Below are 26,425 nucleotides of genomic sequence, written 5' to 3'. Positions count from 1 at the left end.
CATGTATATGAAGAGGCGGTCGGATATGGACAGCGGGCGTATCACCAGACGAAGCGTGCTCGCCGGTGCCACCGCGGTGGCTGTCGGCGCGGCGACCGGCAGGGCCGAGGCGGGTGCGGAGGGCGGGGAAGTGCCGTCGATCTGGCGGGAGTTCACCCGCACCCCGGTCACCCACCCGCAAATCCCCTACATCGGCCGCGCAGGCTGCCACGGCGGAGCGTCCCGCTTCCCCTGCCCCCGCACGGTCGCCGACGTCACCGACTACGGCGCCGTACCCGACGGCACCACGGACTGCGCTTCCGCGATCAACCGTGCCATCGCCGCCGCCGGAAGGGCCGGCGGTGGCACGGTCACCATTCCGCCCGGCACCTTCCGCATCGACGGCCTGATCCGCATCGGCGACTCGAACGTCGTCCTGCGCGGCGCCGGCAGCGGCCGTACGACCCTCTACGCGACCAGGAACCTCACGGAACTGATCGGCGCCTACGGTTCCCGCTACGGCGGCGACAAGTCGTCCTGGTCCTGGGCCGGCGGGCTCGTCTGGCTCGCCCCGCAGGCCCGTTGGGACTCCCTGACCGCCGCCATCAAGGCCAGGGCGTGGCCCTTCGAGGGCTGGACCGGCAACACACGCGACGAGTGGACGACCCTCACCGCCGTCGAGCCGGCCCGCCAGGGCTCATGGACGGTGACGGTCGCCGACGCGCGGGGCCTGCGGCCGGGCCGGCTGCTCCTGCTCCGCCTGGCCGACGACTCCGCCCACACCCTCCTGCAGCACATGGCGGGCGGCGGCCCCGGCCCGGCCTCGTACCTCTGGGACGACAAGACCAAGTTGCTGTCCTACGTCCCCTACGAATGGCCGGTCCGTGTCGCCCGGGTCGACGGCCGCCGCGTGACGCTGGAACGCCCCCTGCCGCTCGACCTCCGCCCCGAGTGGAACCCGCAGTTCACCACCCACGTACCGGAGCTGACCGGCTCGGCCGTCGAGGGCCTCACGCTGGACGTGATGGAGACGCCGATGTCGCCCCACCTCCTCGACAAGGGCTACAACGGAGTCGTCCTGCAGTGCGCCTACGACTGCTGGGTGGACGACGTGACGGTCCGCAACGTCGACAACGGCTTCGGCCTGGTCGCGGCCTCCGCCTGCACCCTGCGCCGCACCCGCGTCGGCGGCCGCGGCTCGCACCACCCGTACTTCTGCCGCGAGGGCTCGCACGACAACCTGATCGAGGACTTCACCATCGAGCAGCGCACGGTCCCGGCCCCGCCCGGCACCCAGCTGCACGGCATCAACGTCGAGGGCCTGTCCTCGCACAACGTCTGGTCACGCGGCGAGATGGAGATGGGCACCTTCGACAGCCACCGCGGCCTTCCCTTCGCCAACGTCCGCACCGACATCACGGTGAACAACAACGGCCGCCACGGCGGGGACGCCAACGCGGGCCCGCTCTTGGGCGCCCGCTTCACGCACTGGAACATCCGGGTCACCAACGGCCGCGCGGGCCTGATGAAGATCGACGGCCTGGCCCCGTACTCGGCGACGGTCGGCCTCAACACGGTGACCGAGTTCGACCAGATCGACGTCCCCGACTTCACCGGCGACCTGCACTCCCGCCTGGAGCTGTACGGCACCACCGACGTCGTACGCCCGCGCAACCTCCACGACGCTCAGCGCGCGCTGAGCCGGTAGCGGCCGGGAGTGACCCCGACCAGCTTCTTGAAGTGCCGGGTGAGATGGGCCTGGTCGCAGAACCCGGTGGCGACCGCCACCTCACCCGGAGCCCGCCCGTCCAGCAGCAGCCGCCGGGCCCGCCCGACCCGCCGGGACACGAGGTACTGATGCGGGGCGATGCCGTACGCGCCGCTGAACGCCCGCACCAGATGGGCGGGATGGGCGTGCAGCAGCCGCGCCGCCTCCTGCAGTGCGACCCCGTCCTCGACGCGCGCGTCGAGCAGCTCGCGCAGCCGCCCGGCGAGGACGGGATCGGGGCGGTGCGCGGGCGCGTCCCGGCCCCGCAGATGATCCCGCAGCCGCTCCCCGACCAGGGTCAGCCGGCTCTCCGCCTCCAGCTCGTCACCGGGCCGGGCGAGCGCGGAGTGCAGCTGTCCGACGCGCCGACGCAGCAGGGGATCGACCAGGTCGGGCCCGTCGACGGCCGGACCGATGAGGTCGGTGCCGAGCCGGCTGGTGTCGAGGTACACGACCCGCTTGCGAAATCCGTGCGGGGTGGCGGGGGAGCCGTTGTGCGGGACGTGCGGCGGCAGCAGCGAGACGGTACCCAGCGGGGTGCCGTGCTCGTGCCGCTCCAGGTCGTAGCGCACGGCCCCGTCGTCCACGACGAGCAGCGTCCACACGTCGTGGACGTGCATCGGATAGGCGTACTCGGTGAAGTGGGCATGGAAGACTTCCACGACGCCCGGGACGGACGGACGCCAGGCGGAGACTTCCGGCTGGGCTGCGGCCACGCAAAGAACGTACAAGACCGGACCGCGGGCCGGTCGGCAGTCTCAGTACATGAACACCGAGCCGATGACGAACCCCGAGCCGATCCGCTTCGACACCAAGATCGCGGTACTGCTCCGCGAGGACCTGGAGCCCTGGCAGCGCCTCAATGTGACGGCGTTCCTGGTCAGCGGGTTGGGCAGCCGGCTTCCCGAGGTGATCGGCGACCCGTACGAGGACGCGGACGGCGTGGCGTACCTGCCCATGTTCCGCCAGCCGGTCCTGGTCTTCGAGGGCACGAAGGAGACCCTGAAGGCGGCCCACACCAGGGCGCTCAGCCGCGCCCTGCCCCGCGCGCTGTTCACCGCGGACCTGTTCATGACGGGCAACGACCGCGACAACCGCGCGGCGGTACGCGCCGTGCCGACGGCCGGGCTGGACCTGGTGGGGCTGGCGGTGTACGGCCCGCGTAACGGGGTGGACAAGGTGCTCAAGGGGGCGCGGATGCATCCGTGAGGCCGGCGACACCCCCGGCACGCCCGGGTCAGTGCTGGAACATGCCCGGCTGGTAGTCGCCGGCGGGCATCCGGACGATGACGTTCATCCGGTTGTACGCGTTGATCAGGGCGATCAGCGTCATCAGGCCGACCAGCTGGTCGTCGTCGTAGTGCTTGGCGGCGGCGGCCCACACGTCGTCCGGGACGCCGCCGGCCGCGTCGGCGATCCGGGTCCCCTCCTCCACCAGTTCCAGGGCGGCCCGCTCGGCCTCGGTGAACACCTTGGCCTCCCGCCAGGCCGCGACCAGGTGCAGCCGCTGCGCGGTCTCACCGGCCGCGGCCGCGTCCTTGGTGTGCATGTCCGTGCAGAATCCGCACCCGTTGATCTGGCTGGCCCGGATCTTCACCAGCTCCTGCGTGGCGGCGGGCAGCCCGGACTCGGCGACCACCCGGCCCACCGCGTTCAGGTGCTTGACCGCCCGCCCGGCGAGCGGGTTGTCGACGATGTTCAGACGCGCTTCCATGATCTGCTCCTGTGCGGTCGATGGTGACTTCACACCTCTGACGCACGCAACCGCCGCGATGTGACACGACCGGATGTGACGGCTGTCACGGGCCGACGCCCACGTGCCCTGGTACGGACACCCCGGGGGCGGCGCGCATGGTCACGACCGGCCGGCCGCGCGAGCGGCGGCTGATCGAGTTCACCGACCGGCAGGGCCGACCCGTCAGGTTCCGGCCCGCGGCGACAGGGGCGGGGCTGGGGCTGGACCTGGGAGCACAGGTGCCGGTCGTCCATCTGCCCGAACAGCCGGAGAGCGCAAGGGCGTTCACCCGGAGGCACCGCCTGTCCCGGATCGTCGGCCTGTTGACCGGAGGCGTGCTCTTCCTCGGCGCCGCGGTGCCGGCCACGCTCACCCGGTGACCTTGTTCTTGTTCCCGGTTCATCACGTGAGCCGCCGGGCATCCGGCCCGACCCGGCGTTGGCGTGGAGAAGGCGGGTTCAACCCCGCGCGGCGGAACCCGCACGGCCCCGCCCGGTCCAGTAGGTGTGGGCGGCCGGGAAGGGAATGCCGGCCGCCCACGCTCACTCGGACACGCGAAGGCCCACTGGGCCCCGTTCGGCCTGTCCGGTCGGATCAGCCGTCGACGCAGGTGGTGCCGAAGGCCGGGTTCAGTGCGGCGATGCCGTCGACGGTGTCCCCGCACAGTTCGACCGGGACGTGGATCGGTGCCTGAACCACGTTGCCGGAGATCACGCCGGGGGACTTGTCCGCGGCGCCCTGGGCACCGGCGTCGGCGGCCGCGAGGCCCGCTCCGCCCAGGACGACGGCACAGGCAGCGGCGGCAACCGCAAGCATTTTCTTCATGACGATCATGGCTCGCTTTCTTTGAGTTCGAGAGGGCGAGGGTTCGTCTCGGGCAACGCCCGGGGCTGCCGTCCCGGCGGGAGGAGCACCCAGCCCGCCCGGACGACTGACCAGCCCAACAGGCAGCCGATCTGTTGGACACGGACGTTCACCCGGCTGCCGGGCACTCCCATCCGCTAATCGGAGCAGCGGTCGACCGCGCCAGTTGTTGTCGAGGAGTTCCTTCACGCCGGCCCGGACGAGTCGGACCCCGGCGAGGATCTCGTCGGGTGATGATCCCGAACCGGAGCCCGATCGCGTTCAGCCAAGAGGTGACGTGGCCAGGTGACGTGGCTGATCAGGCCTGGGGGATGGTCGAGCCGTCGTCGGCTCCGCCGCGGCTGGACCGACCCTCGCGGGCCGGAGTGCGCAGGCTCTCGCGATAGGCCCGGGCCCTGGCCATCACGCCGTCCAATGCGTCCCGGGTCCGCACCAGCTCGTCGATGTACTCGGAGAGCCGGTGACGCTCCTGTGCCATCCGCTCGAGAGCGGCGTCGGAGTTGCCCTCGCTGGGCATCTCGACGCAGGGCAGCAGCTCGGAAATGGTGCGGCTGGACAGGCCCGCCGCATACAGGCGCTGAATGAATCGCACCCGCTCCACCTCGGCCTCCGTGTAATGCCGCTGCCCACTGGTGCTGCGGCTGCTGGTCAGCAGCCCCTGCTCCTCGTAGTAGCGCAGCGACCGGACGCTGACGTCGGTACGCGCCGCCAGCTCGCCGATCCGCACGACTGCCTCCCCGGGTGAACCACGTCACGTCACTTGCCTCTGACGTCAATGTCAGGTTTTAGCGTAGCGCCGTGCCCGGCACCCGGGCACGCGAAGTACGTACGAAGGAGGAGTCCGGCATGACGACGTTGTTCAGCAGCTACCGAGTCGGTGACCTGCACCTGCCCAACCGGATGGTGATGGCCCCGATGACCCGTGTCAGGGCAGCGGCCGGTGGCCTTGCCACACCGTCCATGGCGACGTACTACGCGCAGCGCGCGACGGCCGGACTGATCGTGTCCGAGGGCGTGCAGCCCAGCCTCGTCGGACAGTCCAACCCCGGCACGCCCGGACTGCACACCGACGAACAGGCCGCCTCGTGGCGTGCCGTGACCGACGCCGTGCACACCAACGGCGGACGGATCTTCGCCCAGATCATGCACGGCGGCCGGGTCTCGCACCCCGACACGACCGGCCACCAGCCCGTCGGTCCCTCTGCGATCGGCGCGGTGGGCGACGTCTTCACCCCGAGCGGCCCGCAGCCCGCACCCGTGCCCCGCGCACTGGACACCGCCGAGGTGCCCGAGCACGTGCACGCGTACGCCGAGGCGGCTCGACGCGCGATCGACGCGGGCTTCGACGGAGTCGAACTCCACGGCGCCAACGGCTACTTGATCTCCCAGTTCCTCTCCTCCAACGCCAACCGGCGCACCGACCGCTACGGCGGCACGATCGCGGGCCGGATCCGGTTCGCCGTGGAGGCCGTGGCCGCGACGGCGGACGCGATCGGGGCGGCCAGGACGGGCATCCGCCTCTCCCCGGGGGGTGGCTTCTGGGGCGTCGAGGAGACCGACGCACTCGCCCTCAACACCGCTTTGCTGACAGAGCTGTCCCGTCTCGGACTCGCCTACATCCACCTGGAGGCGACCACGGACGACGAGGTGCTCCTGGGTCTGCGCCGCGCCTGGTCCGGGACCCTGATCGTCAATCCGGTCTTCCCGATGGGCCCCAAGCAGGCCGGGCGCGAGGAAGCCGACCACTGGCTGAGCCTGGGCGCCGACCTGATCAGCTTCGGCCGCGGCTTCCTGGCCAACCCCGACCTCGTCGAACGCCTCCGCGTCGGCCTGCCGATCGCACCCGTCGACGAGACCACGTACTACCAGGGCGGCGACGCCGGCTACCTCACCTATCCGGCCTATCAGCACACCGCCTGACGGGGGGCAGTCGGCTCCGCCCGTCGGCCATACCGCCCCCAAGCACAGCGACAAGCCCCCCCACCCGCAGAGAACTGGCGCGCCAAGCGCCTGTCACCCTCCAAAAGGGGCTGTCTGCGTACAGGGCCCAGTCCGCTGTCGCTGTGCTCCAGAGCGCCGGCGCCAGAGCGGAGTGGAGACAGGAGCCGGAGCCCGCAGAGCGCACGGCTCCATCGCCCTGACAGCCCAGAGACGGCCCAGGGCGAGAGAAAAGCCCCCTCCCAGCGGAGAAACCGCAGGTAGGGGGCTTACGCGTGGGCGCTTACTTCTTCTTGCCCTGGGTCTGGGGGGCCCGTTTTTTTGCCCCTGGTGAGCGGGGCGCGCACCTCAACTGTCCTGCGGCTGAGGCGTCGTTGTTGGTCGTTGTTGGTCGTCGTCGGTCGACCTCGGAGGGCCCAGAGAGGGCCCGGCGGTGTTGTCCTGGGCCCTCAGGCACGAAGAAGAGCAGCCCCGTGATCCGTCGGCGCGTTCATCTTGGTAGAGCCAGCCGCCAACCGGCCTTTGGCGGCTCCGCTACTAGTGCACTAGTGCGCCCAAGAGTTGATGAGCCAGGCGGTCAGCGCACGCACGGCACCCGCGCACACACCTCCCACGGCTGCGCAGAGGAGGCGGCTCTTGCGGTTCTTGCTCTTTCGCGAACGCGTAACGTTACCCATTGAGGGTCCCCTTTCCGGAGTGGCGGTCCTTGAGTGGCCCGTCGGCCTGGTTGGACGCCCGCCGACGGGCCATCTCAATAGCAGCACTTAGCGGTCAGCCTGTTCAGATTTCTGGTGTCATAAGCATGCAGACGCAGCCTGGCGGGAGTTCGCGGGAGTTGCCGGGAGTTCCCGAGGCCGGTCACCACAGGAGGGGATGTGCCGAACAGGCGTCGCCCACTCGACCCCAACCATCCACTTGGCCAACTGGCTCTACGCCTACGAGCTCTCCAGCACTCGGCCATCGTTCGTGCGGGCTCAACGAAGGCAGCACAGAAGATCAGCATCACCAACATCGCTGCCGGGGATCGCTGGATGACGAGCGAGACATCGATTTACGCTGCGCTAAGCGGCACCCGGCTTCCCTCGACAGACACCATCTGCGCCATGGCGGCAGCTTGGGACGAAGACGGAGAGGCATCACTGACCAAGTGGTTGCGCTACCGCGACAACGCAGATGACGCGCTCGCTCGTCGGCTGGCCCAGTCAGCGCCCATCCAGCAGCCGTTCAGCCCGCCCCCAGCCGTGCCCGCAATGAGCAATGACGGGGCACCGCAGCCTCCCCAGACTGAGCACGATGACGAACTAGCCCTCCGAGCATTGGCCGAACTCAGGAACCGGCTGGAGGTCAGCCGTAGCACCCTCGGCTTGTCTCGAGTGCAGTTGGCAGCGCGCGCATCTCTCGGCAGGACGACCGTGAGCCAGGCGCTCAGCAGCAGCGCGCCACCGCCTTCCGCCGACACTGTGGTCGCGCTAGCACGAGCCCTCCGCCTAGACGTGAACGAGCTGCTCCGACTGCGACGTACCGCAGTCGAAGGCGTGAGTTAGCTGTTCACCGTTGTTCACCAACGCTCGGCTGAACGATGGTGAACACGCGCGGAGCATGCCGCCCTTGAGCTGTGACAGTTCAGGAGGCTTCCATGGCCGCGATCACATCCGCAGTGTCGCCCTCGTAGAGAAGGTGCGGTTCGTCTTCATGAGGGGGGATGAACCGGGTTCGGTACCGCTGCAGGTCACTTTCTGAGAAGTAGATCGCGTTCGGATCGTCGGCGTGGAACTCGTTGCGTTTACTGATCCTCGCCCAGAGCTCATCGTGGCTGGCCGCGAGGTAGACCAGTACCGGGGTGGCGCCGACTTCGGTGGCGATGGCTCGCCATTTCGCCCGATCTGCCGGGGTCCAAAAGCCGTGGTCGACCACGACGTCATGTCCGGACTTGAGCTGTTCCCTGAGTTCAAGCGCCACGTCTTCGAGCACGGGCCGCTCAAGGGTGGGGAACGTGCCTCGTGGGAAGTCGACTCCGTAGACGCCATGCCGGCGGTACATCTCTTCATCCGGGCACAGACGAACGAACCCGCGATCCGTGAGGGCACGGGAAAGGGTGGTCTTGCCGGAGCCGGGGAGGCCGGCCATCAGGACGCAGAACGGTGGACGTGGTGGCATCGGTCTCGCCATGGTCTGGGAGATGGCGGCCATCTCCGCTTCGGCTTCGAGCGTGATTGTGTCAGCCCTGCGGGCCACAAGCAGTGACCCTAGGCGCTCATCGGGGGCGTTCGCGAGGGAGTCATCCGTCACCGTCACGAGGCCACCTCCGACTCCGTGCGCCACGTACGGCCCGGGCCTCCGAGGTCCACGCCGTATTCCACGATGGTCCCTTCGCTGTCCACGAACTTCGCAGTCATCACGACCACGGGTTCCGTCGGCGGCTGTTCGGGGTCCAACTCCAAGAGCTGCGCGTACTCCGGTGTCACCAGGCGGGCTGAAGCCGTGTCGACGCGGTGACTGATCGGGTTGCCGGTCACCTGGGCGATGAGCTGAAGCGAGGTTCCCCCGGTCAGTCGCTCGCACTCGGCTAGCTGCGGGATCAACTTCCCGTAGCGGGCGGGAATCCATGACGTGCTGTGAGCCACGATGCCGTGCCGGTCTCGGTACACCCGGCTTCGGCGGATCACCTCGGAGCCGGGCTGAATGTCCAGCGCTTGGGCCACATCAGGGGGGGCGGACACGACGGCCGCTTGGTGTGAGTCGGACCTTTCGCCTGCCCCCCAGCTAGATCCGGTACGGCGCCCCCGGTCCTGACGCTGGGACCCCGATGACATGGGAGCAGGCTGGTCCAAGACCTCTGTCCCGATTCCGTGAATCCCTCGTACAAGCCCCTCGTTGCGGAGCTTGCGCAGGGCCTTTTCTGCCGTCGCGGTACTCACTTTCCACTCTTCCGCGAGGTTCTTGATGCTCGGCAAGAGGGTGCCTGGCTCTAGCTGGCCAGACGTAATCAGCTCTGTGTAGTGGGCGGCAATCTTCGCGTACGGCGCCCGGTTGTCGGCCTGGCCTGCCATCACGCCTGCTCCTTTTCGTCACTTCCCTGAGGTTCCCTACCTTACCGCTTGACACCACAAGGAACCCTAGGGAACCTTAGGGATGTGCCCGCCGGTCGGTTCGACGGATCGGAGGGTGCTGGGTCTCGACGTGCTTCGTCGAGATCAAGGGGCCCGGGACAGAGCGGGCCGAGGGCACCGGACAGTCGCCGTTTCGGGGGCGATCCCTTGGCAGTCCGGATGGCAGACCGAAAGGTCAGGTCTCTGCCTACAACGGGGCCCTAGCGAGCTGTTCCTTGATCCGGCAGCCGCGTCCCCGAAAGAGACCACTCATCCACCGCAGCTCACTGCGGCCGGTTGCCTCCGCTGCTCGTCTCGTACGAGCAGCGCCGAGGGGAGCCGGAACCACACCCTTCGTCTCTTGGAGTCCGCATGGCCGCGAATGTCGAGATTGTCTCGTTCGGCTATCTGCATGACGCGCCTCCGTCGGCGCATCTCACGATCGACCTGCGTCACCACTTCCGTGACCCGCACGTGTCACCGGAACTGCGGTGCATGACCGCCGATGATGAACCGGTCCGTGTCGCCGTGATGGGCACGCCCGGCATCGCCGCACTGGTCGAGGCGACCGCCACGGCGGTGGCCGCGTTCGCCGCCGGCCCCAGCGCCGGAACGGTCACGGTCGCCGACGGCTGCGCCGGCGGGCGCCACCGCGCTCCTACCTTCGCCCGCGCGCTCGCCGACCGGCTGACCGCCGCCGGGCACACGGTGAGCGTCCAGCACCGCGACATGGGCAAGGACGTCGTCCAGCGCTAACCCCGCCCCAACAAGCCCCGGCATCCAGCCGTGAAGGGCACCAGATCGAATCCGGCCCGGGGCACAGGCCGCCCCTCGCGCGGCCCGTCGCACACCTCACGTGCGGCACTTCCCCTCTCAACGGCGCGCGGCCCCGGTGCGCGAACACCGGGACCGCTGTTCGGGCCGTTCCACCTGCAAGGGAGACCACGACCCAATGAACCACATCGTCACTGTTCAGGACGCTGTTACCGCGTTCGCCGACTTCATCGAGCCGACGGACGCCGAGCTGGACGCGATCGAGCTGGAGATGCCCGCGATCCTCGCGGACGTCGACCTGTTGGACGCGCAGATCATCACCCTTGACCGCACCCCCACGGAGCTGGACGTGCGGCGTATCCGCCGGGCCCGCCGCCGGCTGCTGGCCGCGCTGGCGAACCAGGCCACGGACGTGCACCGGGGTGGCGCTGCATGAACGCTGTTCAAGTCCGTTCAGCGGAGAAGGCGCTGAGCGTCGGGACGTGGCTGATCGTGTTCGGGGCCATGCTCTACTCGGTCCTCACCGTGACCCCGCTCGCCGCCGCGCACACGCCCGATCGGTGGGCCTGGACCGCGCCCATCCTGCCCCTCGTTGTCGATGCGGCGGTGGTCATCGTGGTCCGCCTTGACGCGGTGCTCGCCCGGCTCGGGGGCCATGGCGGCAAGTGGCCGATCGCGCTGCGGTGGATGACCGGCTGCATGACGCTCGCCCTCAACGTCGCCGACTCCGCCTTGAAGAACGACCTGGTGGGCGTGGCCGTGCACGCGGTCGCGCCGCTGCTGCTGATCGTCACGGCCGAGACCGGGCTTGCCTACCGGCGCGCGATCACCGCCGCCGTGGTGGAGCTGGAAGCCAAGCAGCAAGCCGAACGGGAAGCCCGCGAGCGGGCCGCGATCGAGCGGCGCGAGGAAGCCGCGCGGCGGGCCCGCGAGGAACGCGAGCACACGGCGGCGCTGGCCCGTGAACAGCGCGAGCACGAAGCCCGCCTGGCCCGTGAACAGGCCGAGCGGGAGGCCACCGCACGGCGCGAGGAACGCGAGCGCGAGCAGGCCCGGGAACGTGCCGAGCGCGAGGAGCGTGAACGCCAGGAGCGCGAGCGTGAACAGCTCCGGGTGGAGCGTGAACGCCGTGAACGGGAGGCCGCCGAACGCGCCGAACGCGACCGGCGTGAGCGCGTGGAGCGAGAGCGCCGTGAACGGGCGGAGCGGGAGCAGCGGGCCGCGCGTGAACGCGCCGCGCTGCTGTCCGGCGGCCCGGTCACGGACAAGCTCCCGGAGGACGACGCGCGCGCCATCGTGGCCGCCGCACAAGCCGAGGGCCTGTCGGTGCGTCAGGCAGCGGAGCTGTGCGGCTGGTCGGTCGGCTGGGTCTCCACCCGGTACGCCGAACTACGCGGGAGCGTCAACGGCGTCCCCGTTGACCTCGCCGGAACGAGTCACGGATGACCGCCACTCCGGTGGGTGGCTCGCTGCCGGTGTACCGGTGGCGGCTCGCCCCTGACGGACTGGCCACCCGCAGACAGCTCCGCGCGATGGGGCTGCGCCCGGGCGGTCAGGACGTGGCCGCCGAAGTTCAGCGTCCCCGCCGCAAGCGAGGCCCGCTGGTCGCCTACCTCTACCGCATCGACCGCGCAAAGCCCGTCCGGCCGATGACACCGGGCCGGTGGTCCGCGCTCGCCCGGGCCAACCGTGCCCGCCGCATCTGCCCCACCTGCCGGCGCGATGCCGGATACGTCATCCCCGCCGCTCTCGGCGCGTGCGTGCCCTGCGCCGACTCCAACTGACCTGGGAGGTCCCTGGTGGACTCCGACAACCTGCCCATGCCCAGCGTCGTCCGTCTCCCGGACGGCCGCTACGTCTACAACGACCGGCCCGCCACCCTCACCCCCATGCCGCCCGCGCAGGTGGCGCCGCCGATGGTGGTGCAGCACATCCACCACGCGCCGCCGGACCGCACGGTGCAGCGCATCGCGCTCGGCTCCGGCGTCGGGGCCGGTGCGGTGGCCGCCGGGGTGTACTTCGGCCCGCTGTTGGTCGGCGTGCTGACCGCGATGGCCGCCGATCTCGCCATGCTCGCCTTTCTGGCCGCTGTCATGGCCTGGGGCGTGGTCACCGTCGTCCGCTCGGTCGGCGGAAGTGACGGCAAGGCCGCCGCCAAGAGGCTTGGCCGCAAGGGACGTTGACCCTCTCAACCGCCCGACAAAAGGCGGAAGCCGTAGGCGGCCCGTAGAGCCTTCGTCCCCCCTCGCAGATAGGTCGAGACCCCCCGGGCCGTGAACGGCCGTTCAGGGCCCCGTGAGGGGGTTGCACGGCCCGATTTTCCGGCCCTCCACGCGCGCGTGCGCGTAGGGCCCCCACCCCTCCCACCACTCAACTCTGCAACATCGCAGGTCAGACGTGGTTGCAGGGGTTCAACCGGTGCTGTCGACGCAACCGACAGCCCCATCTCTGCAACTCGGGCGGGCCGGTGACGCCACGCAACGGCGCACCGGCCCTCATCCACGGTCTCGGAGGACCCTTTCGTGGACTGGAAGCAAGCATGGATGACCACCACCAACACCACCACGACGGCACTGGACTCGCTCGCTCCGGTGTGCGCTCCGTTCGCGGCCCGCTGGGACCTTGAGGCGGAGCGGCGCAACAAGCTGCGCACCCCGGAGCACTTGAAGGCGCTCATGGCCGCGCAGAAGGAGCACAACGCCGCGCGCTCCACGCTGTCCACGGCCAAGTCGCAGCAACTGTCCGCGCGGGCCGCGTCGAACAACCCCTTCGCGGCCGGTCGCCGCGCGGCCCGCGTCGCTGCCAAGGCAGCGTTGAAGCACGAGCGCGACACGCGCGCCAAGCTCAAGGCCGCGCGCGTGAACTACCCGACCACGCTCAAGGCCCGCGCCGTTCAGGTGCACTCGGTCCACGCGGTGCCGAGCGCGGTCGCGTCCGCGCTCATGTCCACCGCGCACCTGACCCTGTGGCCCACCGCGACCTCGGCCGTGCTGATCGGGGCGAACGTGGCCGCGCTCGCGCTCGGTCGGCGCAAGCTGCGCGTGCCGGTGGATGCCTCGCTGTCGCCGGAAGAGCGTCAGCTCATGGAACGGCTCGACCCGTCGTACTGGGTCGAGCACGCGCCGGACCGGGGGCTGTCCGGGACGGTCACCACGCCCCCGGCGATCGAGCCGGGCGGCATCCGGTGTGAGATCCGCCTGGACGGCACGTGGACCGTCAAGACGCTCGCGGACAAGGCCGATTCGGTCCGTGCACTGCTGGGTGCGCGCACCGCGCTGCGCATCCGGATCACGTCCGCCTCGCGCGGCGGGTGGGCCGTCCTCACGCTGGCGACCCGGTCGGCAGCCGCGGGCGTCTCCTCGCTGTGGACCCCGGACCGCATCCCGTCCGACCCGCTGATGATGAGCCTCGGTCTGGACACCGAAACCGGCGATGAGGTCCTGGTCCCCTTCGATGAGCGACTGCTGGTATCCGGCGCTTCGGGTACCGGCAAGTCGTGGTCGTTCCGTCCGCTGATGGCCACCGCCCACCTGCGCGGTGACCTGCTGCTCATCGACGGCAAGGGCGAAGAGGCCAACATCTGGGAAGCGGTCTGCCGCGTCGCCGTGGAACAGGACGAGATCACCGACGCGGTGGACCAGGCTCACGCGGAGATGACCCGCCGCAAGCACGACATGAAGCAGCGCGGGATCAGCGTGTGGGACGGCCGTCAGCTCACCGTCGTCGTGGACGAGGGACAGGTGATCCTGGCTCTGATCAGCAAGGACAAGGACCGCTTGCAGCGGCTGATCGAGCTGTCCTCGCTGGGTCGCTCGCGCGGTGTCGTCCTGTGGTGGGCCACGCAGTACCCGCTCACCGACGGCGGCGCCCCGGGCGTGCACAAGCTGATCGCGCCGAACCTCCTGACGCGGTTCTCGCTGCGGGTGGCCGGCACCACTCAGGCACAGGTCGCCTTGGATGACTGCGCGCACTACGCGCCGCACCAGATCCCCGACGGCCGCGAGTACCGGGGCCACGGCTACCTCAAGGGCTACGGGCCGCGCATGCTGCGCACCTGGACCCTGGACGACGCGGGCGTACGCGACCTGCCCAAGTCCATCTGGTCCCCCGCACGGTCCACCAGCGGGCAGGCGCCGCGCACACCGCTGCACCTGGTCAAGAACACCGCCCCGCAGCCGGGAGCCGTGAGCAACCGGGACAAGGTGCTCGCCGCCGTGCAGTCCGGGGCCCGCACCGCCAAGGACGTGGCCGACGCCACCGGCCTCAACAAGGGAACCGTCTCCCGCGAGATCAAGACCCTCACCTCCAGCGGCGCCCTGCACCGGACCGCCGACGGCCGGCTGCTGCCCGGCAGCCAGGCAGCCTGACCGTCCCCGTGAACAACAACGGCGGCCCCCATCCGACCAAGAACCGGGGCCGCCGCCAATCCAGCACGTCCATAGCGAACTGGAGACCTCCAGGATGACCCAACCGACCACCATTCGGGGAGAGCACCTGCGGACCGCTCTCGCCCTGGCCGCCTCTGGACTGCCCGTGCTGCCGTTACGAGCCGGGAAGGTGCCGTTCGGCAACTGCCCTCGCTGCACCAACAACGCCTGCGGCGGCCGACCCAACATGAAGACCCCCGGGCCGTGCACCTGCCCCGGACCCTGCCACGCGTGGGCCGCCGCGACCACCGACCCGCGCATCCTCACCTCCGACCCCTGGCGCCGCGCATGGCTGCACGCCGAAGCCGTCGCCTACCACCCGGGCGGAGCGGGACTGACGGTCGTGGACCTGGACAACGCCGACGCAATCGCGTTGGCCCGCGAGACCCTGCCCGCCACGCAGGTCGTACCCACCACCCGTGGCGAGCACTGGCTTTACCAGGGCGCCATGCAGTCCGCCAACGCCGTACGGCCCGGCGTGGACATCAAGTCCACGATGGCCTACGCCCGTTGGCTCGGGTTCGGCACCGGCACCATGACCACCCTGCCGGATGCCGTGCGCGCGCTGGTCGTGAGCAGGCCCGCCACGGTCCGGCCCGCACCGCAGGCCATCACCATGACCGCACCGGCCGGCACGGGCGAGTGCCGCCATCGCACGCCCACCTATCTCGAACGCGGCATCGCCATGGCGGAGCAGCGCATCACGGAGGCCCGTAGCGCGATCCACGCCACGGTCTACCGCACGTTCCTCGCGGTGCTCTCGACGCACGGCCGGTGTGGCTGCCTGACCGACGCCCACGTTGCCCGGCTGTTCACCGCTGCGCAGGCCAAGGGCGAAACGCCACGGCACTGCACCGACGCGTGGACCAACGCCCGCACCGCACTGGGGATGTAGCCATGCCCGAGGACGAGAAGAACCCCGCCCGCGAGATCATCACCGACTACGCCCAAGCGCACTTCCGCTACTTCCGCACCGCCGACGGCACCGTGTACGCGCAGCGCAACGGCCACCCCGTTGCCCGCCCGATCCGCTCCCAGGGCACCACCGGCAGCCACCGCCAGGAACTCATGGTCGGACTGTTCAAGGACGGGCGCGGCGTGTTCAACGGGACCGCACTCAAGGAGGCGTTGGATTTGATCGAAGCACTCGCGCTGACCGAGGACGTACAGCCCGTGCACATCCGCGTGGCCCCCGGCTTCGACGGCGCCACGTGGCTGGACCTGGGCCGCGACGACGGACAGTCGGTCCGTATCCACCCCACCGGGTGGGACATCGCCGTCCCGGACCCGCGCGAGGTGTCCTGGCGGCGCACCCAGCTCACCGGGGAACTGCCCCTGCCGGCCAAGGACACCAACGGCAAAGGCATCGACCTGCTGCTCCGCCTGTGCAACTTCGCCACGGCGGAGACCGAGTGCCTGGCCATCGCGTGGCTGATCGGCTGCCTCGGGCCGTCCGTGCCCGTCCCCGCCCCGTTCCTCACCGGACCGCAGGGTGCGGGCAAGTCCACCGGCGGGCGGATGCTGGTGCGCATCATCGAGGGCATGAGCGGGGACCTGCGCCGCGCCCCCAAGGATGAGGAGAACCTGATCACGGCGGTAGCGGCCGGATGGGTCACCGCCCTGGACAACCTCTCCCACATGACCCCGGAACTGTCGGACGCGATGTGCTGCATCGTCACCGGAGCCGAGAACGTCAAGCGGGCCCTGTTCACCGACGGGGACGTCTTCCGCGTCGGCTACCGCCGCCCCCTGCTCATGACCGGTATCGACGTCGGTGTCATCCGCCCCGACCTCGCCGAACGGCTGCTGCCGCTGCGGTTGGAGCGGCCCCGGGTACGGCGCACCGAGGATGAGCTGTGGACCGAGTACGCGCAGATCCTGCCCGTGGTCCTCGGCTCGCTCCTCGACCTCACCGTCAAGGTCCGCGCGGCAGAGGCCGAGACCCCCATCGACCTGCGCATGGCCGACTTCGCGCACCTGTGCGCGCAGCTCGACGCAGCCACCGGCCTGGGGGCTCTCACCGCCTACCGGGCCAGCCTGGACGACCTGAACGACGACGTGATCGAGGGCGACCTGTTGGCACAGACCGTCCTCCAGTACGCCGACACCCTCGAACCGGGCGCGGACCAGCGGATGACCTCGACCGAGTGGCTGCACTGCCTCACCCGCCTCTACACCGGCGAGGAGTACCGGCCCCTGCCCAAAGGCTGGCCGACCACCGGAAAGGTGCTCTCCGACCGGCTCAAGCGGCTACAGCCCACCCTCGCCGCCCGAGGCGTCCTCATCGACTCCGGGCGCACTAAAGAGGGCCGCTACCTCGAAATGACCCGGCTGCTGCCACCGCCCCCGCACGAGCAGCAACCGGCCTTCTAGCGGCCTCGCCGCACCACCGCACAAGCAAGAAGAGCACCACTGCCCGCGCGTGCTCTTCTTGCTGTTCGGCGGCGGCGCCGCCCTGCTCAGGTCGTGCCGCGCAGCGGCTCCTTCTTCACGTCCTGAGCGGCACCGCACCACCACAGGCAGCCCCCACTTTTTCCTAAGTAGGGGAACGCTGCGTCACCTGCGTCACCCGGGCCCAGAAAACGGCCGGTGACCTGCGCAGACAGGGGTGACGCAGACGGCCTAGGGCTGCGTCACCCTGCGTCATCTGCGTCACCGACGACGAACGGCCTGCGTCACCGGTGACGCACCCCCACCGCTCTGCGTCACCCGAAACCGCAGGTCAGAAGCCCGGGTGACGCTGATGACGCGGGTGACGCAGAAATCCGAACCTCGGACACACACGAGCCCCGCCCTCGTCCCCACCGCAGGACGCCTCACCCCATCCCACAACGGACATGAGGAGTCACCAGCCATGGCCAGCGAAGAGCCGACCGACCCGCGCGCTCTCCTGCACGGCGGCCTCCCAGACCGCTACCTCACCCCCGAAGACCTGGTCACCATGTTCAGCCTCCCGAGCGTCGAGACCGTCTACCAGTGGCGCCGCAAGCGCATCGGCCCGCCCGGCTTCCGCGTGGGCCGCTACATCCGCTTCAACCCCGCCGCCGTACAGGCGTGGGAGGCCGAACGCACCGCCCTCGAAGACGTCGCCTGAGGCTTCCCGCACTCTGTGCCACCCAACTCCCCGGGGAGGGCCACACCGTGGCCCTCCCCATCCCATGCCCAGAAGGGACCACGCCCCCGCATGGCAGGCAGCATCCAAGACCGCTGGTTCAAGACCGAGACGGACGCCGACGGCAAGAAGCACAAGGTCAAGACAGCCCGGTATGGAACCGGCATGCGCTACAGGGCGCGCTACTTCGCGCCCGACGGGAAGCGCAAGAGCAAGTCGTTCGCCGACGGACAGAAGCGGCTCGCTGAGCAGTGGCTGGCCAAGATGGCTGCGGACGTGGCTCGTGGCGACTACATCGATCCGAACGCGTCCCGGACGTCCTTCCAGGAGTTCGCGGAAGGATGGTTGGCAAGCCAGAGCGGCGACCCGAATACCCGCGCGTCGATGCAGTCTCAGCTCAGCCTGCACGCGTTCCCGCGCATCGGGTCACGCTCGCTGGGATCGTTTCAGCCGAGCCATATTCGCGAGTTCGTGACCCAGCTCGAAGAGTCCGGCATGTCCGGCGCGTACGCGCGCGTGATCTTCTCCAACGTCCGCGCTGTCCTCTCCGCAGCCGTGGAGGACGGTTACCTTCGCCGGAACCCCTGCAACTCTCGGACGGTCACGCTCCCCGAGATGGGCACGCGTCGTGTCGTCCCGTGGCAGCCGGAACGCGTCTTTGCCGTCCGTGACGCCATGGTTGAACGCTTCCGGACCATGGTCGACGTGGGCGCCGGTTGTGGTCTGCGGCAGGGCGAGATTCTCGGGCTGTCCGTTGATGAGCTGGACTTCGAGACCGGCACCCTGCACGTGGTGCAGCAACTCAAGCTGAGCCTGAGTAAGGCCGTTTTCGCGCCCCCGAAGGGCGGCAAGCTCCGTGACGTGCCTCTGCCCGATCCCGTGGTGGAAGCCCTCCAGGAGCACATCAAGCGCTTCCCGCCCGTCGAAGTCACGTTGCCGTGGATGCGAGCGGCCGGCCAGCCGGTGACCAAGCGGCTCATCTTCAGCGGGCCCAATGGCGGCCACGTCTGGCGTACGTCGCTGAACGAGGACCACTGGAAGCCCTCGCTCGCCAAGGCGGGTGTCATCCCCAGGGCGAAGAGCCGTGAGCATGCCGCCGCGCGAGAGCACGGCATGCACGCCCTGAGGCACTTCTACGCGTCGGTTCTGCTGGACGCGGGAGAGAGCATCAAGGCCGTCAGTGAGTACCTCGGGCACTCCGACCCGGGGCTGACGCTGAAGGTGTACGCGCACCTCATGCCCAGTAGCCAGGACCGGGCCCGGAACGCCATCGGTCGCGTACTTCGGCCACAAGATCCGGGGCACTGAGGGCCCACAGTGGGCCCAGGCCGTGAAAACGCCCCTGCCTTGCGCCATGTGCGCAGGTCAGGGGCATGATCACAAACCCTACTTCTTCTTGCCCTGGTTCTTGACCGCCTCGATCGCCGCCGCGGCCGCCTCGGGGTCGAGGTACGTGCCGCCGGGGGTGATCGGCTTGAAGTTCTCGTCCAGCTCGTAGGACAGCGGGATGCCGGTCGGGATGTTCAGGCCCGCGATGTCGGCGTCGGAGATGCCGTCGAGGTGCTTGACGAGGGCGCGCAGCGAGTTGCCGTGGGCCGCGACCAGGACGGTGTGGCCGTCGAGGAGGTCCGGGACGATCGCGTCGTACCAGTACGGAAGCATGCGGAAGACGACGTCCTTCAGGCACTCCGTCCTCGGGCGCAGCTCCGGCGGGAGCGTGGCGTACCGCGCGTCGTCGAACTGGGAGAACTCGGAGTCGTCCGACAGCGGCGGGGGCGGGGTGTCGTAGGAGCGGCGCCAGAGCATGAACTGCTCCTCGCCGAACTCGGCCAGGGTGGCCGCCTTGTCCTTGCCCTGGAGGGCGCCGTAGTGGCGTTCGTTCAGGCGCCAGCTGCGATGGACCGGGATCCAGTGGCGGTCCGCGGACTCGAGGGCCAGTTGGGCCGTACGGATCGCGCGCTTCTGCAGGGACGTGTGGACCACGTCGGGGAGGAGGCCGGCGTCCTTCAGTAGCTCGCCACCGCGGACCGCCTCCTTCTCGCCCTTCTCGTTGAGGTTGACGTCCACCCAGCCGGTGAACAGGTTCTTCGCGTTCCACTCGCTCTCGCCGTGGCGGAGGAGGATCAGCTTGTACGGTGCGTCGGCCATGGGAAAGAGCGTAATCCACGCGTTCGAGGCGCTGCCCGGACCGGCCGGTGGGTGGACGGTTGACGGGGTCTGTTAATTGAGTGGCCACCGACAGCCCGGTTTCTGTAAGTTGTGCCTACCGCTTGCGCCGCTTACATCGCCCCTGCGACCGGGGCGTCGTACATCCATGCATCCACGGGGGTCTCCTGCCATGTCCGTCGCCCGTCTCAGACGAGCCGCCCGGGAGACCGTCTCCGGGCTCCCCCGTGAGTTCTGGTGGTTGTGGACCAGCACGCTGGTCAACCGGCTCGGTGCCTTCGTGGCCACCTTCATGGCCCTGTACCTGACCCTCGACCGCGGCTACTCCGCCTCCTACGCCGGTCTCGTCGCCTCGCTGCACGGACTCGGCGGAGTCGTCTCCTCGCTGGGCGGCGGGGTGATGGCCGACCGGCTAGGACGGCGGCCCACCCTGCTCATCGCCCAGTCCGCCACCGCCGCCTCGGTCGCGCTGCTCGGCTTCATGACGAACCCCGCGGCCATCGCCGCCGTCGCCTTCCTCGTCGGTATGGCCTCCAACGCCTCCCGGCCGGCCGTGCAGGCGATGATGGCCGACATCGTCCGGCCCGAGGACCGGGTGCGGGCCTTCTCGCTCAACTACTGGGCCATCAACCTCGGTTTCGCCGTCTCCTCCACGGCGGCCGGGTTCATCGCCGAGTTCAGCTATCTCGCCGGGTTCCTGATCGAGGCCGGGATGACCCTGGCCTGCGCGCTCGTCGTCTTCCTCAAGGTGCCCGAGTCCCGGCCGGCGGCCACGGACGCGGCCAAGGGCGCGGACGACGCCGTCAGCCTGGGGACGGTGCTGCGCGACGGGCGGTACATGGCGGTGGTCGGGCTGTCCTTCCTGGTCGCCCTGATCTTCCAACAGGGTTCCGTCGGACTGCCGGTGGCAATGGGCCGGGCCGGGTTCTCGCCCGCCGACTACGGCCTCGCCATCGCCGTCAACGGCATCCTGATCGTGGCCCTGCAGATCCCGGTCACCCGGTTCATCGAGCACCGCGATCCGCGCACCCTGCTGGTCGTCTCCTCGCTGCTCGCCGGGTACGGCTTCGGGCTCACCGCCTTCGCCGGGTCGGTCGGTGTCTTCATGGTCACCGTCTGCGTGTGGACCCTGGCCGAGATCGTCAACGCGCCGACCCAGACCGGACTCGTCGTCCGGCTCTCACCGGTACACGGGCGCGGGCGCTACCAGGGCGTGTACACCCTGTCCTGGTCCCTCGCCGCGCTGGTCGCCCCGCTGATGTCCGGCGCGGTCATCGACCGGCTGGGCGCGCAGTGGCTGTGGGGGACGTGCGCCGTGATCGGGACGGTCGCCGGGCTCGGGTACGGGCTGCTCATGCGGGGGCTGTCGCAGGAGAGCCCGGCGGCGGTGTCCGCCCCGGAGGAGGTGTCCGCACCGGCGGCGGATGCGGAAGGTGTCGAGGCCGAGATGGGTACGGTCTGAGCGGCCGGGACGTCCGCGCGGCGTACGCAGCCGGGTCGGCCGTGCTGCGGCATGCGCGGGCCTCCTGCCGGGAGTTCTTCTTCCGGCAGGAGGCCCGGTGCGGTGATCGCTCGATCAGAGAGAGGCGTCGGTGCTGAGCTGGAACTGGCCGAAGAGGCCCAGCGCCGCCCCGCCCTTGGCGCCGTCGAACTGGGAGGTCACGTCGGCGCCGCCGAGGAGCGTGCCGCCCAGCGCGCCGCCCAGCGTGACGCTGGAGCCGGCGGAGACGGTGTCGAGGTCGGCGTCGGAGATCTCGGCGGTCTGAACCTGGTGAGCGGAGTTCATGGGGAAACTGTCCTTCGCATGGAGGGGCCACAGGGGAAACGGACCCGCTGGGGAGAGCGCGGGGCGCTGCCGCGGGTGTGCGCCGTCCCTTCCGGGACCTGGGCGCGAACCCGGCGGTGCGAGCGATCCAACCACGGCGCCCGCCGGGCATCCAGCCAACCGCCCGTCGGGTCCGGTCCGTTGGTCGTAGCGGTGACTGCTGCGTGCGGACGCGGTCACGCGTTGGGGGCAGCTTCTCCACCACCCTGCCACACCGGCGGACCACAGCTCTCGCCGTCGCCGCGCCGACCGGGACAACTCCGTACCAACGGAACCCCGTCGCTGCACAGGTGCGGCGGGTGCGGCGGACACTGTGCAGATTCCGTTCACAGATGCGTACGGCATGACAAAGGGCCGGTGTGAAGCGAGTTCACACCGGCCCAAGGTGTTTCGGGTGTTTCTTCAGTTGCACTGGCAGGGGTTGCCCGACTGGCACCCGCAGCCACAGCCCGAGCCGCAGCCGCACGCACCGAACAGTGGAAGGCTCCTGGTCTCGGCGGGCTGGTCGGTCTCGCGCTCCTGCGTGGGGTCGGGCGTGGTGCCGGGGGATTCGGCCATGGGTCCCTCCTAAACGCTGGGGCAGGGATGCCCTCGCCCATCTCATGCCCGTTTCCCCGGGCGCATCAACGGCGCACGGAGGCGCCCGCGCGCCCTGCCCGGCCTACCGCAAGCCCCGTGGGAGGTCTCGCGCCGGGACGGAGAGATCGCGGGCGCCATGGCCGTCCGGCGGGTCGGCCATCCGGACACCGGGTTCCGGAGATGAGGCCCGAAACCAGACCCGAAGGCCGAAGTCGGTCCCGAAACCAGACCCGAAGCCGGGCCGAAGCCGGTCCCGGAGTCAGACCCGGGATCAGGCCCCCTCGACCCCCGTCACCGGCTGGATGTCGGCCTGCAGCTCGTCCGCGTGCTCGCCCGTGACCAGGTAGACCACGCGCTTGGCGACGGCCACGGCGTGGTCGGCGTAGCGCTCGTAGTAGCGGCCGAGGAGGGTGACGTCGACGGCCGTCTCGATGCCGTGCTTCCAGCGGTCGTCGATCAGGTGCTGGAAGAGCGTGCGGTGCAGCTGGTCCATCTCGTCGTCGTCCTGCTCCAGCTGCATCGCGAGGTCGACGTCCTTCGTGATGATCACCTCGGCCGCCTTCGCCATCAGGCGCTGCGCAAGCTGGCCCATCTCCAGGATCGTGGCGTGCAGGTCCTGGGGGACCGCGCGCTCGGGGAAGCGCAGCCGGGCCAGCTTCGCCACGTGCTGGGCGAGGTCGCCGGAGCGCTCCAGGTCGGCGGACATACGGAGCGAGGTGACGACGATCCGCAGGTCCGTGGCCACCGGCTGCTGCCGGGCCAGCAGGGCTATCGCGCGCGCCTCCAGGTCGTGCTGGAGTTCGTCGACCTTCTGGTCCGCCTCGATCACGCTCTCGGCGAGCTTCAGGTCGGCGTCCAGGATGGCGGTCGTGGCGCGCCCGATCGCCGACCCGACCAGCCGGGTCATCTCCACCAGACCGTCGCCGATCGAGTCAAGTTCCTCGTGGTACGCGTCCCGCATCAGGGTTCCCTCTCCTACGTGCGTGTTCTTGTGGGTTCCGGGGCTGTGACACCCGTCGACAACCGGTCGACACCGGACGCCCCGGTGGTCCGGTGGCGAAAACCGGCGGTGCGGTTCCCACGCTCTCACCGTGTGGCCCGTACGCGTCCGTTTCTGCCACCACAAATGAATCAATGCTGGCTCCAAGGTGAACTCTGGGCGACGAGTGTTCGAGGTCGCACCCGGACGGCTGTGGTCATGTCGTACGCCCTGCTTAACCTGGATGCATGGACGTGAACGCGGCGGTCGCCGCAGCGGCAGCGATCGCCGGGGTAGCCACCGGTGTCATCGCCATGCTGGCGTTCCGCTGGAGCGAACGCGACCAGAAGCGACCCACCAGGACTTCCTTGCACACCGATCCCGTACTCCCGCCGGGCGTGGACACAGTGCTGTCCGTGCTCCGCTCCTCGGCCGTCGTTCTCGACGAGGCCGACGCCGTTGTCAAGGCCAGCTCGGCCGCCTACGCCCTCGGACTGGTGCGCGGCGGCAAGCTGGCCGTCGAGCCCATGCTGCAGATGACCCGGGACACCAGAAGGGACGGTGAGATACGCCAGGTCGAGCTGGACCTGCCGCGGCGCGGCACCGGACGCGGCGAGGCGCTCGCCGTCTCCGCGCGCGTGGCCCCGCTCGGATCCCGACTGGTTCTGCTGCTGGTCGAGGACCTCACCGAGGCCCGACGGATCGAGGCCGTACGGCGCGACTTCGTGGCGAACGTCAGCCATGAGCTGAAGACGCCCGTCGGCGCGCTGTCGCTGCTCTCCGAGGCGGTCATGGACGCCTCCGACGATCCCGAGGCGGTCCAGCGCTTCGCCGGCCGCATGCAGATCGAGGCCACCCGGCTGACCAACCTGGTCCAGGAACTCATCGACCTGTCGCGCGTGCAGAACGACGACCCTCTCGAAGACGCGGAGCCCGTCCGCGTGGACGAACTCGTCGCCGAGGCCGTCGACCGCTGCCGCCACCAGGCCGGTACCAAACAGATCACCATGGCTGCCGGTGGTACGGCCGATCTGCACGTCTGGGGCAACCGCGGCCAGCTGGCCGCCGCCCTCGGCAACCTCGTCGAGAACGCCGTGAACTACTCCCCGGCCCGCACCCGTGTCGGCATAGCCGCCCGCCGGGTCTCCGCACCCGGTGGCGACATGATCGAACTCGCCGTCACGGACCAGGGCATCGGCATCTCCGAGAAGGACAAGGAGCGCGTCTTCGAGCGCTTCTACCGCGTCGACCCGGCCCGCTCGCGGGCCACCGGGGGCACCGGTCTGGGTCTCGCGATCGTCAAGCACGTGGTCGCCTCGCACGGCGGGGAGGTCACGGTCTGGAGCGCCGAAGGCCAGGGCTCCACCTTCACCCTCAGACTGCCGGAGGCGGCCGCGGCCCGCGACCGCACCGGCCAGCACCCCGACCTCGACGAAGAGGCGGGCACCACCGACTCATCCCCGTACGAACCGCTTCCCGCCCCGGAGGTCCTTCCGTGACCCGAGTGCTCGTCGTCGAGGACGAGGAGTCCTTCTCCGACGCCCTGTCGTACATGCTCCGCAAGGAGGGCTTCGAGGTCGCCGTCGCGGCCACAGGGCCCGACGGACTCGACGAGTTCGAGCGCAACGGCGCCGACCTCGTCCTCCTCGACCTGATGCTGCCGGGTCTGCCCGGCACGGAGGTGTGCCGCCAGCTGCGCGGCCGCTCCAACGTCCCCGTGATCATGGTGACCGCGAAGGACAGCGAGATCGACAAGGTCGTCGGCCTGGAGATAGGAGCCGACGACTATGTCACCAAGCCCTTCTCCTCGCGCGAGCTGGTCGCCCGCATCCGCGCCGTGCTGCGCCGCCGCGGTGAGCCGGAGGAGGTCACCCCGGCCGCGCTGGAGGCCGGCCCGGTCCGCATGGACGTCGACCGCCACGTGGTGACGGTGGCCGGCTCCAAGGTCGACCTCCCGCTAAAGGAGTTCGACCTGCTCGAGATGCTCCTGCGCAACGCCGGCCGCGTCCTGACCCGTATGCAGCTGATCGACCGCGTCTGGGGTGCCGACTACGTGGGCGACACCAAGACCCTCGACGTCCACGTCAAGCGCCTGCGCGCCAAGATCGAGCCCGACCCGGGGGCGCCGCGCTACCTGGTGACGGTCCGCGGCCTGGGCTACAAGTTCGAGCCGTAGACCGACCCGCCGCGTGGACCACGCGGACCGGCCGTACGGCGAAGGGCGGCACCCCCGCGGGGGTGCCGCCCTTCGTGCGTGGCGGGGAGGGTCAGTGACCGGCGACCGACTGGGACGCCGAGTCGGTCGGGGTCGCTCCGGTGGACGCGGACCCGCTCGCGGTGGACGACGGGGTCGCCTTGCCGCCCTTGCCCTTGCCGGTGTGCTTGGCCGGCTTGCCGCTGCTGGAGGCGGACGCGCCCGGGGCGCCGGTCGGGGTCGCCGGGGCGGACGGGATCTGGCTCGGGCCCCACTTGTCGAAGTAGCTGGTGGCCGGGACCACGAAGGAGTCCAGGCTCACGGCGCCGGTCGTGCTGAAGGTGAAGGTGAGCTTCTGGACGTTGCCGTCCATGACCGCCGACCGCCCGTTGGGCAGTTCCGCGGAGGCGTTGCCCTGGCCGCCGAGGATCAGGGAGCCGTGCGCCGGGACCGTCAGGCTCTGGCCCTTGGCGGGGGTCAGCGTGACCGTCGAGCTGGTGCCCGGCAGGGAGATCGACTGCAGGGTCTCGTCACTGGCGCCCTGGTTGAACAGGGTCGCGGAGACCACGGCCGGCCCGGTCGACTGCAGATCGGGCTGCGTGATGATCAGCGCGTTCTGGACCTTGATGTTGCCGACCTTGGTGGCTGCGTTGTCCGGCTTGATCTCCAGCGTCTGTGAGTCGTTGCCGGCACCGCAGGCGGCCAGCGAGGCGATCGAGAAGACGATGGCGGAAGCGGCGAGGGCGCCGCGTCGAAGGCTGCTGCTCACGGCGGCGGCAACTCCTTGAACGCACGGGCGGCTCCTCTTGTAAAGCCACCCTAAGTGTCTGTCAGCGGCCTTAGGTTACCGAGCCGTTCCCACGCCACCACACCCGACCCTCCCCAAGCGTCCGGCTTCCCTCCGGCTGGGGGTACTGCCCCACTCTCGTCACTCCAGCCACAAGTGACTCTTGAGTCACTTTGCCGAGCGCTCGTCCGTCATTCACATAACCGCGC

At 69.9% G+C, this 26,425-nt stretch carries 29 protein-coding genes; 18 read left to right on the top strand and 11 right to left on the bottom strand.

Annotation, left to right across the window (positions count from 1 at the left end):
- The first annotated feature begins 25 nt into the window (after window positions 1–25).
- On the top strand, window positions 26–1,687 hold the full coding sequence (locus tag GQF42_RS21305; RefSeq protein WP_199272746.1) for a glycosyl hydrolase family 28-related protein: 1,662 nt from the start codon (window positions 26–28) through the stop codon (window positions 1,685–1,687).
- Here the strand turns inward: GQF42_RS21305 and GQF42_RS21300 are convergent.
- The gene (locus tag GQF42_RS21300) at window positions 1,666–2,463 is read right to left on the bottom strand and encodes a helix-turn-helix domain-containing protein (RefSeq protein ID WP_158922246.1); all 798 of its coding nucleotides are present in this window, start codon (window positions 2,461–2,463) and stop codon (window positions 1,666–1,668) included. The two genes, GQF42_RS21305 and GQF42_RS21300, sit on opposite strands and share 22 nt — an antisense overlap.
- 49 nt (window positions 2,464–2,512) lie before the next feature.
- Between GQF42_RS21300 and GQF42_RS21295 the strand changes: the two genes are divergently transcribed.
- Window positions 2,513–2,956, top strand: coding sequence for a DUF2000 domain-containing protein (locus tag GQF42_RS21295; protein WP_158922244.1), 444 nt, complete (start codon window positions 2,513–2,515; stop codon window positions 2,954–2,956).
- A 28-nt stretch (window positions 2,957–2,984) separates the two neighbouring features.
- Here the strand turns inward: GQF42_RS21295 and GQF42_RS21290 are convergent, their stop codons facing one another.
- Window positions 2,985–3,461: a carboxymuconolactone decarboxylase family protein gene (locus tag GQF42_RS21290; protein ID WP_158922242.1), complete on the bottom strand. Its 477-nt coding sequence runs from the start codon at window positions 3,459–3,461 to the stop codon at window positions 2,985–2,987.
- Between the two features lie 137 nt (window positions 3,462–3,598).
- Between GQF42_RS21290 and GQF42_RS21285 the strand changes: the two genes are divergently transcribed.
- Entirely contained in the window at window positions 3,599–3,862 is a 264-nt protein-coding gene (locus tag GQF42_RS21285) for a DUF3592 domain-containing protein (RefSeq protein ID WP_158922240.1), read from the top strand.
- Between the two features lie 214 nt (window positions 3,863–4,076).
- Here GQF42_RS21285 and GQF42_RS21280 read toward each other — a convergent pair whose 3' ends face one another.
- Both GQF42_RS21280 and GQF42_RS21275 read right to left on the bottom strand, forming a co-directional pair.
- Complete coding sequence (locus tag GQF42_RS21280) at window positions 4,077–4,316, bottom strand: chaplin (protein WP_158922238.1); 240 nt, start codon at window positions 4,314–4,316, stop codon at window positions 4,077–4,079.
- A 328-nt stretch (window positions 4,317–4,644) separates the two neighbouring features.
- On the bottom strand, window positions 4,645–5,073 hold the full coding sequence (locus GQF42_RS21275; protein WP_158922236.1) for a MerR family transcriptional regulator: 429 nt from the start codon (window positions 5,071–5,073) through the stop codon (window positions 4,645–4,647).
- A 119-nt stretch (window positions 5,074–5,192) separates the two neighbouring features.
- Here GQF42_RS21275 and GQF42_RS21270 point away from each other — a divergent pair, with 119 nt between their 5' ends.
- Both GQF42_RS21270 and GQF42_RS47290 read left to right on the top strand, forming a co-directional pair.
- A complete protein-coding gene (locus GQF42_RS21270; protein WP_158922234.1) occupies window positions 5,193–6,266 on the top strand; it encodes an alkene reductase in 1,074 nt (357 codons plus the stop codon).
- A gap of 1,049 nt (window positions 6,267–7,315) precedes the next feature.
- Window positions 7,316–7,828, top strand: a complete 513-nt coding sequence (locus GQF42_RS47290; RefSeq protein ID WP_325100339.1) for a helix-turn-helix domain-containing protein — start codon at window positions 7,316–7,318, stop codon at window positions 7,826–7,828.
- A gap of 79 nt (window positions 7,829–7,907) precedes the next feature.
- Here GQF42_RS47290 and GQF42_RS21260 read toward each other — a convergent pair whose 3' ends face one another.
- On the bottom strand, window positions 7,908–8,579 hold the full coding sequence (locus GQF42_RS21260) for an AAA family ATPase (RefSeq protein WP_158922232.1): 672 nt from the start codon (window positions 8,577–8,579) through the stop codon (window positions 7,908–7,910).
- Window positions 8,576–9,334, bottom strand: a complete 759-nt coding sequence (locus GQF42_RS21255; protein ID WP_158922230.1) for a GntR family transcriptional regulator — start codon at window positions 9,332–9,334, stop codon at window positions 8,576–8,578. Before GQF42_RS21255 ends, GQF42_RS21260 begins: the two co-directional genes overlap by 4 nt.
- A gap of 411 nt (window positions 9,335–9,745) precedes the next feature.
- Here GQF42_RS21255 and GQF42_RS21250 point away from each other — a divergent pair, with 411 nt between their 5' ends.
- The 10 genes from GQF42_RS21250 (at window position 9,746) to GQF42_RS21205 (ending at window position 18,994) form a co-directional block, all read left to right on the top strand.
- A complete protein-coding gene (locus GQF42_RS21250; RefSeq protein WP_158922228.1) occupies window positions 9,746–10,129 on the top strand; it encodes a RapZ C-terminal domain-containing protein in 384 nt (127 codons plus the stop codon).
- 196 nt (window positions 10,130–10,325) lie between these two features.
- Window positions 10,326–10,583: a DUF6284 family protein gene (locus tag GQF42_RS21245; RefSeq protein WP_158922226.1), complete on the top strand. Its 258-nt coding sequence runs from the start codon at window positions 10,326–10,328 to the stop codon at window positions 10,581–10,583.
- Window positions 10,580–11,593 carry a DUF2637 domain-containing protein gene (locus GQF42_RS21240; protein ID WP_158922224.1) on the top strand — a complete coding sequence of 338 codons (1,014 nt, stop codon included), beginning with the start codon at window positions 10,580–10,582 and terminating at the stop codon, window positions 11,591–11,593. Before GQF42_RS21245 ends, GQF42_RS21240 begins: the two co-directional genes overlap by 4 nt.
- Window positions 11,590–11,931 carry an RRQRL motif-containing zinc-binding protein gene (locus GQF42_RS21235; RefSeq protein WP_158922222.1) on the top strand — a complete coding sequence of 114 codons (342 nt, stop codon included), beginning with the start codon at window positions 11,590–11,592 and terminating at the stop codon, window positions 11,929–11,931. Before GQF42_RS21240 ends, GQF42_RS21235 begins: the two co-directional genes overlap by 4 nt.
- Before the next feature lie 36 nt (window positions 11,932–11,967).
- Window positions 11,968–12,330, top strand: coding sequence for a DUF6251 family protein (locus GQF42_RS21230; protein WP_158930398.1), 363 nt, complete (start codon window positions 11,968–11,970; stop codon window positions 12,328–12,330).
- A gap of 339 nt (window positions 12,331–12,669) precedes the next feature.
- Window positions 12,670–14,514, top strand: a complete 1,845-nt coding sequence (locus tag GQF42_RS21225; RefSeq protein ID WP_158922220.1) for a P-loop NTPase family protein — start codon at window positions 12,670–12,672, stop codon at window positions 14,512–14,514.
- Between the two features lie 94 nt (window positions 14,515–14,608).
- Window positions 14,609–15,469, top strand: coding sequence for a bifunctional DNA primase/polymerase (locus GQF42_RS21220; RefSeq protein WP_158922218.1), 861 nt, complete (start codon window positions 14,609–14,611; stop codon window positions 15,467–15,469).
- Window positions 15,470–15,471: 2 nt separating this feature from the next.
- Window positions 15,472–16,947 carry an ATP-binding protein gene (locus tag GQF42_RS21215; protein ID WP_158922216.1) on the top strand — a complete coding sequence of 492 codons (1,476 nt, stop codon included), beginning with the start codon at window positions 15,472–15,474 and terminating at the stop codon, window positions 16,945–16,947.
- A 481-nt stretch (window positions 16,948–17,428) separates the two neighbouring features.
- A complete protein-coding gene (locus tag GQF42_RS21210) occupies window positions 17,429–17,668 on the top strand; it encodes a helix-turn-helix transcriptional regulator (RefSeq protein WP_158922214.1) in 240 nt (79 codons plus the stop codon).
- A gap of 90 nt (window positions 17,669–17,758) precedes the next feature.
- Entirely contained in the window at window positions 17,759–18,994 is a 1,236-nt protein-coding gene (locus tag GQF42_RS21205) for a tyrosine-type recombinase/integrase (protein WP_158922212.1), read from the top strand.
- Between the two features lie 78 nt (window positions 18,995–19,072).
- Here the strand turns inward: GQF42_RS21205 and GQF42_RS21200 are convergent, their stop codons facing one another.
- Window positions 19,073–19,834, bottom strand: a complete 762-nt coding sequence (locus GQF42_RS21200; RefSeq protein ID WP_158922210.1) for a phosphoglyceromutase — start codon at window positions 19,832–19,834, stop codon at window positions 19,073–19,075.
- A 190-nt stretch (window positions 19,835–20,024) separates the two neighbouring features.
- Here GQF42_RS21200 and GQF42_RS21195 point away from each other — a divergent pair, with 190 nt between their 5' ends.
- The gene (locus GQF42_RS21195) at window positions 20,025–21,314 is read left to right on the top strand and encodes an MDR family MFS transporter (RefSeq protein WP_158922208.1); all 1,290 of its coding nucleotides are present in this window, start codon (window positions 20,025–20,027) and stop codon (window positions 21,312–21,314) included.
- Between the two features lie 114 nt (window positions 21,315–21,428).
- On the opposite strand, the gene GQF42_RS21190 is transcribed toward GQF42_RS21195, so the two are convergent.
- The 3 genes from GQF42_RS21190 to phoU form a co-directional block, all read right to left on the bottom strand.
- Entirely contained in the window at window positions 21,429–21,638 is a 210-nt protein-coding gene (locus GQF42_RS21190; RefSeq protein WP_158922206.1) for a hypothetical protein, read from the bottom strand.
- Between the two features lie 441 nt (window positions 21,639–22,079).
- Window positions 22,080–22,235, bottom strand: a complete 156-nt coding sequence (locus tag GQF42_RS44980) for a hypothetical protein (protein WP_199272745.1) — start codon at window positions 22,233–22,235, stop codon at window positions 22,080–22,082.
- Between the two features lie 292 nt (window positions 22,236–22,527).
- A complete protein-coding gene (phoU, locus tag GQF42_RS21185) occupies window positions 22,528–23,217 on the bottom strand; it encodes a phosphate signaling complex protein PhoU (protein WP_158922204.1) in 690 nt (229 codons plus the stop codon).
- 266 nt (window positions 23,218–23,483) lie between these two features.
- Here phoU and GQF42_RS21180 point away from each other — a divergent pair, with 266 nt between their 5' ends.
- Both GQF42_RS21180 and GQF42_RS21175 read left to right on the top strand, forming a co-directional pair.
- Window positions 23,484–24,734 carry a sensor histidine kinase gene (locus GQF42_RS21180; protein ID WP_158922202.1) on the top strand — a complete coding sequence of 417 codons (1,251 nt, stop codon included), beginning with the start codon at window positions 23,484–23,486 and terminating at the stop codon, window positions 24,732–24,734.
- Window positions 24,731–25,411, top strand: coding sequence for a response regulator transcription factor (locus tag GQF42_RS21175; RefSeq protein WP_030342036.1), 681 nt, complete (start codon window positions 24,731–24,733; stop codon window positions 25,409–25,411). The genes GQF42_RS21180 and GQF42_RS21175 overlap by 4 nt, the downstream gene beginning before the upstream one ends.
- 91 nt (window positions 25,412–25,502) lie before the next feature.
- On the opposite strand, the gene GQF42_RS21170 is transcribed toward GQF42_RS21175, so the two are convergent.
- A complete protein-coding gene (locus GQF42_RS21170; protein ID WP_158922200.1) occupies window positions 25,503–26,198 on the bottom strand; it encodes a DUF461 domain-containing protein in 696 nt (231 codons plus the stop codon).
- Between the last annotated feature and the right edge of the window lie 227 nt (window positions 26,199–26,425).

This window comes from Streptomyces broussonetiae (genome assembly GCF_009796285.1).
Classification (GTDB): Bacteria; Actinomycetota; Actinomycetes; order Streptomycetales; family Streptomycetaceae; genus Streptomyces; species Streptomyces broussonetiae.
This window is presented reverse-complemented; position numbering and strand designations above follow the sequence as displayed.

Bases quoted from the DNA above. Each gene is read 5' to 3' on its own strand.
- GQF42_RS21205 (WP_158922212.1), top strand. From the start codon at position 17,759: ATGGCAGGCAGCATCCAAGACCGCTGGTTCAAGACCGAGACGGACGCC.
- GQF42_RS21235 (WP_158922222.1), top strand. From the start codon at position 11,590: ATGACCGCCACTCCGGTGGGTGGCTCGCTGCCGGTGTACCGGTGGCGG.
- GQF42_RS21270 (WP_158922234.1), top strand. From the start codon at position 5,193: ATGACGACGTTGTTCAGCAGCTACCGAGTCGGTGACCTGCACCTGCCC.
- GQF42_RS21220 (WP_158922218.1), top strand. From the start codon at position 14,609: ATGACCCAACCGACCACCATTCGGGGAGAGCACCTGCGGACCGCTCTC.
- GQF42_RS21200 (WP_158922210.1), bottom strand. From the start codon at position 19,834: ATGGCCGACGCACCGTACAAGCTGATCCTCCTCCGCCACGGCGAGAGC.
- GQF42_RS21195 (WP_158922208.1), top strand. From the start codon at position 20,025: ATGTCCGTCGCCCGTCTCAGACGAGCCGCCCGGGAGACCGTCTCCGGG.
- GQF42_RS21255 (WP_158922230.1), bottom strand. From the start codon at position 9,334: ATGGCAGGCCAGGCCGACAACCGGGCGCCGTACGCGAAGATTGCCGCC.
- GQF42_RS21295 (WP_158922244.1), top strand. From the start codon at position 2,513: ATGAACACCGAGCCGATGACGAACCCCGAGCCGATCCGCTTCGACACC.
- GQF42_RS21250 (WP_158922228.1), top strand. From the start codon at position 9,746: ATGGCCGCGAATGTCGAGATTGTCTCGTTCGGCTATCTGCATGACGCG.
- GQF42_RS21210 (WP_158922214.1), top strand. From the start codon at position 17,429: ATGGCCAGCGAAGAGCCGACCGACCCGCGCGCTCTCCTGCACGGCGGC.
- GQF42_RS21305 (WP_199272746.1), top strand. From the start codon at position 26: ATGGACAGCGGGCGTATCACCAGACGAAGCGTGCTCGCCGGTGCCACC.
- GQF42_RS21280 (WP_158922238.1), bottom strand. From the start codon at position 4,316: ATGATCGTCATGAAGAAAATGCTTGCGGTTGCCGCCGCTGCCTGTGCC.
- GQF42_RS21190 (WP_158922206.1), bottom strand. From the start codon at position 21,638: ATGAACTCCGCTCACCAGGTTCAGACCGCCGAGATCTCCGACGCCGAC.
- GQF42_RS21285 (WP_158922240.1), top strand. From the start codon at position 3,599: ATGGTCACGACCGGCCGGCCGCGCGAGCGGCGGCTGATCGAGTTCACC.
- phoU (WP_158922204.1), bottom strand. From the start codon at position 23,217: ATGCGGGACGCGTACCACGAGGAACTTGACTCGATCGGCGACGGTCTG.
- GQF42_RS21290 (WP_158922242.1), bottom strand. From the start codon at position 3,461: ATGGAAGCGCGTCTGAACATCGTCGACAACCCGCTCGCCGGGCGGGCG.
- GQF42_RS44980 (WP_199272745.1), bottom strand. From the start codon at position 22,235: ATGGCCGAATCCCCCGGCACCACGCCCGACCCCACGCAGGAGCGCGAG.
- GQF42_RS21180 (WP_158922202.1), top strand. From the start codon at position 23,484: ATGGACGTGAACGCGGCGGTCGCCGCAGCGGCAGCGATCGCCGGGGTA.
- GQF42_RS21245 (WP_158922226.1), top strand. From the start codon at position 10,326: ATGAACCACATCGTCACTGTTCAGGACGCTGTTACCGCGTTCGCCGAC.
- GQF42_RS21215 (WP_158922216.1), top strand. From the start codon at position 15,472: ATGCCCGAGGACGAGAAGAACCCCGCCCGCGAGATCATCACCGACTAC.
- GQF42_RS47290 (WP_325100339.1), top strand. From the start codon at position 7,316: ATGACGAGCGAGACATCGATTTACGCTGCGCTAAGCGGCACCCGGCTT.
- GQF42_RS21240 (WP_158922224.1), top strand. From the start codon at position 10,580: ATGAACGCTGTTCAAGTCCGTTCAGCGGAGAAGGCGCTGAGCGTCGGG.
- GQF42_RS21230 (WP_158930398.1), top strand. From the start codon at position 11,968: ATGCCCAGCGTCGTCCGTCTCCCGGACGGCCGCTACGTCTACAACGAC.